General features: G+C 28.1%; 8 protein-coding genes. All 8 read right to left on the bottom strand.

Annotation, left to right across the window (positions count from 1 at the left end; all coding sequences use genetic code 11):
* Positions 1-175: 175 nt before the first annotated feature.
* Positions 176-1,114 carry a methionyl-tRNA formyltransferase gene (fmt, locus tag ACTHW2_RS09505; RefSeq protein ID WP_442263698.1) on the bottom strand — a complete coding sequence of 313 codons (939 nt, stop codon included), beginning with the start codon at positions 1,112-1,114 and terminating at the stop codon, positions 176-178.
* Positions 1,107-1,589, bottom strand: coding sequence for a peptide deformylase (gene def / locus ACTHW2_RS09510; RefSeq protein WP_442263699.1), 483 nt, complete (start codon positions 1,587-1,589; stop codon positions 1,107-1,109). Before def ends, fmt begins: the two co-directional genes overlap by 8 nt.
* A 19-nt stretch (positions 1,590-1,608) precedes the next feature.
* Entirely contained in the window at positions 1,609-4,071 is a 2,463-nt protein-coding gene (gene priA, locus ACTHW2_RS09515; RefSeq protein WP_442263700.1) for a primosomal protein N', read from the bottom strand.
* A 37-nt stretch (positions 4,072-4,108) separates the two neighbouring features.
* Positions 4,109-5,311 (bottom strand): bifunctional phosphopantothenoylcysteine decarboxylase/phosphopantothenate--cysteine ligase CoaBC, encoded by a 1,203-nt coding sequence (coaBC, locus tag ACTHW2_RS09520; RefSeq protein WP_442263701.1) that lies wholly within the window; start codon positions 5,309-5,311, stop codon positions 4,109-4,111.
* An 8-nt stretch (positions 5,312-5,319) separates the two neighbouring features.
* Positions 5,320-5,529 (bottom strand): DNA-directed RNA polymerase subunit omega, encoded by a 210-nt coding sequence (gene rpoZ, locus ACTHW2_RS09525; protein ID WP_442263702.1) that lies wholly within the window; start codon positions 5,527-5,529, stop codon positions 5,320-5,322.
* On the bottom strand, positions 5,530-6,144 hold the full coding sequence (gmk, locus tag ACTHW2_RS09530) for a guanylate kinase (RefSeq protein ID WP_442263703.1): 615 nt from the start codon (positions 6,142-6,144) through the stop codon (positions 5,530-5,532).
* Between the two features lie 5 nt (positions 6,145-6,149).
* Complete coding sequence (remA, locus tag ACTHW2_RS09535) at positions 6,150-6,425, bottom strand: extracellular matrix/biofilm regulator RemA (protein ID WP_442263704.1); 276 nt, start codon at positions 6,423-6,425, stop codon at positions 6,150-6,152.
* Between the two features lie 14 nt (positions 6,426-6,439).
* Positions 6,440-6,593: endoribonuclease YicC domain-containing protein (locus ACTHW2_RS09540; RefSeq protein WP_442263705.1), on the bottom strand; the 154-nt coding region annotated here is incomplete at its 5' end.

Consider the following 6,593-nt stretch of genomic DNA (forward strand, 5'->3'; position numbering starts at 1 on the left):
CGGGCTATTTCAGCACCTGAAAAATAAGTACCACTACTTATTTTAGAATACTTTTTGTATGAATTTGTTATTTTTGATTGTGCATAAAAAGCTAATAACATAGCCGGTATAGCGAACATTAACCATGTTCCTCCACCATAAAGATTCCAATACATATATCTCACCTCTCTTGATTCTATTCTAATTTAATACCAACTTCTATATTATTTCCTCTTAAATAGTTTTCAACAGACATTCTTTTTTTATTTGGAAATTGTAATTCCTTTATAATAAGAGTCGAATCACAAGTATTTATAAAAATACCTTCTTCTGAAACTTTAACTATTTTCCCTGGAACATCATCACTAATCTTGTCTACAATTGTTGCATTATAGATTTTAAAATTTATATCTTTATAACTAGTATGAGCTACTGGCCATGGAACTAATCCTCTTATTAAGTTTATTATATCTTTCCCTTTATTATTCCAATTTATTTTTCCTGTACTTTTATATATCATAGATGCATAGGAAGATAAACTATCATCTTGAGCTATACTTTTATAATTATTTTCTTTAATATTTTTAATTGTTTTTATTAGAAGATCAGCTCCTAATTTCGCTAATTTATTATGAAGAGAAATATAATCATCTTCATGTAATATTGGAATTGAACTTTTACTTATCATATCTCCTGTATCAAGACCTTCTTCCATCTCCATTATAGTTACCCCTGTTTCTTTTTCATCATTAAATATTGCATGATTTATAGGAGCTGCTCCTCTAAACTTTGGAAGTAGTGAAGCATGAACATTTATACATTTATATTTAGGTATATCTAATATTTCTTTTTTTAATATTTGTCCAAATGCTACTACCACTATAAAATCTGGAGATATATTTTTTAACTTCTCTATAGATTCTTTACTATTTATGTCTTTTGGTTGATATACTTCTAAACCTAAATCTAAAGCTTCTTGTTTTACAGAAGGATATTGAAGTTTCTTACCTCTACCTCTTTTTTTATCACCCTGTGTTATTACAAGTTTTATGTCATAGTTATTTTCATAAAGTGCTTCCAAGGACACAGTAGCAAAATCTGGCGTCCCCATAAATATTATTTTTGTTTTACTCATCCTTTTCTTCCTCTTCTATATCTTTTAAGTCTACATATTCTAAGACTTTATCAGTGTATAATATACCGTTTAAATGGTCTATTTCATGACATACTGCTCTAGCTAAAAGCTCCTTAGTTTCTAATATCTTCTCTTCATTATTTTCATCTATATATTTTACTTTAACAGTTTCAGGCCTTTCTACAGTTCCAGATAAGTCTGGTACTGATAAACAACCTTCAATATCTACAACTGAACCATCTGATTTTAATATCTCCGGATTTACCATCTTTATAACACCCTCACCTACATCTATAACTATAGCTCTTCTTAAAACTCCTACCTGTGGGGCAGCAAGTCCGATACCATTTGCATCTATCATTGTTTCAACCATATCATCTAATAATACATTTATTCTATCAGTAACTTTATCTATATGTTTTGATTTTTTTCTCAAAATCGGATCTCCATCTAATTTAATAACTCTTAATGCCATTTTATTTCCTCCTATGTTTTTATAGTATATTGACTGGATTTATATCTATACTTATTTTTATATCCTTCATATCCAGTTTATACTCATTATATATGCATACCCTTTTTAGAAGTTTTTTAAAAGCTTCTAATTCATTATCAGATAGTTTTAAAATTATTTGATATCTATACTTTTCTTTTATTTTTTCAATTGGTGCTGGATTAGGTCCTATAATATAATTTCTATAATTTTCTTCGTATATATTATAAATTTCCTTCCCTATTATATTATATATCTCTTTCGATAATTTACCAACATTAAATTTATTTTTTCCATATATCAATATATTAATCAAGTTTATAAAAGGAGGATATAAAAATTCTTTTCTAAGAACAATCTCAGAATTAAAAAAGCCTTTATAATCCTGATCTTTTGAATGAATTATACTATAATGATCTGGATCATAAGTTTGTACAATTACTTTACCTTTTTCTTTTCCTCTACCTGACCTACCTGCTACCTGGGTAATTAATTGAAAAGATTTTTCAGGTGCTCTATAATCCGGTAAATTTAAAGTTGTATCAGCAGCTATAACTCCAACTAAAGAGACATTTTCAAAGTCTAATCCTTTGGATATCATTTGTGTTCCTATTAATATATCTATCTTACCATTTTTCATATCTCCTAAAATTTCTTCATAACTTCCTTTTCTTTTAGTAGAGTCACTATCCATCCTTCTAATATCTGCTCCTGGAAAATACTCCTTAACCATCTCTTCTACCTGCTGGGTTCCAGCTCCAAAATATTTGATATATTTACTATTACACTCTGGGCATATATGAGGTACATTCTTTGTCTCACCACAATAATGACATCTAAGTTTATGAATATGTTTATAATAGGTCATAGAAATTTCACAAGATTCACATTTTACAACATATCCACAGTTTCTACAAGATACAAAAGAAGAAAATCCTCTTCTGTTTAGGAATAAAATAGTCTGTTTACCAGAATTTAAAGTGTTTCTAATCTCCTCATATAATGTTTGACTTAGGATAGATTTGTTGCCATCTTTTAGTTCCTCTCTCATATCAACTAATACTACTTCCGGAAGGCTTAAAGTATTAGCTCTTTTACTCAGTTCCAACAATTTAATTTCTCCATTTAAAGCCTCATTGTAAGATTCTAAAGAAGGAGTCGCTGTCCCTAATATTAAAACAGCACCTTCAATCTCTATTCTTTTTTTAGCAACTTCAATAGTTTGATATTTAGGGTTTTGAGAAGACTTATATGTAGACTCATGTTCTTCATCTATAACTATAAGTCCTAAATTTTTAAAAGGAGCAAATATTGCTGATCTGGCACCTACAACTATTTTAACTTGTCCTTCTTTAATTTTTCTCCATTCATCAAATCTTTCTCCTTGAGATAATTTACTGTGAAGTACTGCTACATTACTTCCAAATCTACCTATAAATCTATCTATAGTTTGTGGTGTTAGGGAGATTTCTGGAACAAGTATTATACTATCCAATCCCTTATCTATCATCTCTTCAACTGTTTGAAGATAAATTTCAGTTTTACCACTTCCTGTTATCCCATGAATTAAAAATTTATTTGCATTTTTATTGTAAACATCTTCTATTATACGATTAAACACCTTATTTTGTTCTATATTTAATTTATGTTTTTTATATTCATCGATTTCTTTTTTAACAGCTTCTCTATTTATTTGTCTCTCAAATATTTTAATCACTTGTTTTTTTTCCAGTGACCTTATAGTACTGAGACTAGTATTTTGATTAATCATTATATTTTGTAAAGTTTTTTCATTGTTTTCATATAAATATTGTGATATTTGTAGCTGTTTAAAAGCTCTGTTACCAACTAATTGTTCAATATCTTCCCAATCTAATTCTCCATTTATTTTAGCCCATTTTTGCTTCTTCTTTTTTATACTTGTCTTTATATCGATAGTGGTTTTTAATACATTTATAGATTCTAGTTTTTTGATATATTTATTTATGTTTTTTAGTTTTAAATCTTCTTTAAAATCTTTCAATAAAACTATTTCTTTTTTCTTTAAATATTCCGTTATTTTTTCCTCTTCTATTGACTTAGGTTTATAATCAACATCAATAAGTTCTATAAAAGAATTAACCTTTTTATAGTCTCCAGGAGGGAGTATTGATTGAAATGCTTCTAAATAGGTAGACATATATTTTTCTTTTAACCAACAACCCAAATCTATTAACTTCTTATTTATAATTGGCTTGTCATCTAAGATATCTATTATATTTTTAAACTTGTATTTTTCATCTACTTCATCTACTATTGCTATTACAAGCCCTTTTATAATTTTATTGCCGCGTCCAAAAGGTATTAATACCCTCATCCCTATCTCTATTATATCTTTTAAATCTTCTCCTATTATATAAGTAAAGAGATTATCAAGTTTAGAAGCTTTATTATCAACTATAAGTCTAGCATATTTATTTCTCATAAAAATCTCCTTTTATTAAAAAACAAAAGCTAGATATCTAGCTTTTGTTTTTTAAAATCTTTATAGCCTTATCTAAGATAATTTTAGCAATTTCAGTTTTTTCTAAAATAGGATAGTCATTTTTGCCATAATCATCTATTATACTTATTATATTAGTGTCTGTTTTAAATCCTGCTCCCTTTATACTTATATCATTAGCTACTATAAAATCAAAATTTTTATTTTTAAGTTTTAATTCTGCATTCTTAATTAAATCGTTACTTTCTGCAGCAAACCCTACCAATATTTGATTTGTTTTTTCTTTACCATAATATTTTGCTATATCAGGATTTTCAGTAAATTCTAAGAGGAATTTATCTTTTATATTGTTTTTCTTAATCTTCTTTTCACTATACTCCTTAGGTTTCAAGTCTGCTGGAGCAGCTGCTTTAATTAAAATATCACAACTTTCGAAAAGTTTTCCTACCTCTTCAAACATTTCTAAAGTTGTATTTATCTGTATAAAATTTATATCTTTAGGAGCTTTAAGTAATGTAGGACCGGATATAAGATGAACTTTAGCTCCTCTTTTTGAAGCTTCTTTTGCTATGCTATATCCCATCTTTCCACTTGAATGATTACTTATATATCTTACAGGATCTATAGGTTCAATAGTTGGTCCTGCTGTTACAATTATATCTTTACCTAACAAATCTTTATCTGTCAAAAGCGAATCTATATATTCTACTATATCTTCAGGTTCTGCCATTTTCCCTGCCCCATAATCACCACAAGCAAGTCTTCCACTTCCAGGTTCAATAAAGTAACAACCCATATTTTCAAGTTTTTTCATATTGGCTTGTACAATAGGATTATTATACATACAAGTGTTCATTGCAGGGGCAAAAACTATTCTTTTATTGGATGCCATAACTACTGTAGTTAAAAGATTATCTGCAATACCATTTGCTATCTTACCTATAGTATTAGCAGTAGCTGGAGCTATCAGTATAAGATCACCTTTTTGAGCAAGAGAAATATGTTCTACATCAAACTTGCTTATTTTATTAAACATAGTAGTATGAACTGGGTTTTCACTCATAGTCTGAAATGTTAATGGATTTACAAACTCCATACTTCCCTCGGTCATAATAACTTCTACATTAGTTTTTTTCTTTTTAAGTTTACTAACTAAGTCAGCAGCTTTATATACTGCTATTCCTCCCGTAACACCTAATATTATATTTTTATCTTTTAACATTTAATCACCTACTTTATACTATCTATTGATGGGTTCTCATAAGTTACTTTTCCATCTAATATCTCTTCCATTGCTATACTTACAGGCTTCTTTGAATCTGTTTCAATTAAAGGGCTTTCACCTTCTATTAATTGTCTAGCTCTTTTTGAAACTAATAATACTAGCGTATATCTGCTATCTCCTTCTTTCAAAACTCCTTCAAATGATGGATTTAACATTTAATTGCCTCCTTGTGAAATAATTTTTTCTTTGATATCTGAATGTCTTTTTACTCTTAATTTTTCAGCTCTTATAATATTTTTAATATCTTCAACTGCATTTTCAACTTTATCATTTACCACAAAATAATCATATTCTCCTACAAAGTTTAATTCTTCAAAAGCATTTTCAAATCTTCTATTTATATCTTCAGGAGTTTCGGTTCCTCTTTTAGTAATTCTGTTTTTTAATTCTGCCATTGTAGGAGGAAGTAAAAATACAAATACAACATTTTTATAATTTTTCTTTACTTGCATAGCACCTTGCACGTCTATTTCTAAAAGAACTATTTCACCTTTATCAATCTCATTTAGCACAAAATCCTTTGGTGTTCCATAATAATTATTGTGGACAAAAGCATACTCTAAAAACTTATCTTTTTCTACATCTTTTTGAAATTTTTCTTCATCCATAAAAAAATAATTTACTCCATCTTCTTCCCCAATTCTTTTTTTTCTAGTAGTCGAAGATATAGAAAAAACAATATCTGAATTTTGTTCAAGAAGAGCTTTGCTTACAGTTCCCTTACCGCACCCAGAAGGGCCTGATATAACTAATAAAAAACCTTGAGACATATTTGTTAACCTTCTTTCTTATTTTTTTCATATTTTTGTTCTTTTTTGTTTAATCTATTTGATATAGTTTCAGGTAATATGGCAGCTAGTATTATATGACTACTATCTAAAACTATTACTGCTCTAGTCCTTCTTCCATAAGTTGCATCTATAAGATTTCCTTTATCTCTGTTATCTTGTATCAATCTTTTTATAGGAGCAGATTCGGGGCTTACAACAGCAATTACTCTATTTGCTGAGACCATATTTCCAAAACCTATATTTATAAGTCTAGTTGTCATGTATATCTCCTTAACTATTCTATATTTTGTATTTGTTCTCTTATCTTTTCAATTTCTGATTTTAAGTCTACTACATATGATGTTATAATGGTATCATTTGACTTGCTTCCAATAGTGTTTATTTCTCTATTAAATTCTTGTATTAAAAAATCTAATTTTCTTCCTATA

The sequence above is a fragment of the Tissierella sp. genome (assembly GCF_052089545.1).
Lineage (GTDB): Bacteria > Bacillota > Clostridia > Tissierellales > Tissierellaceae > Tissierella_A.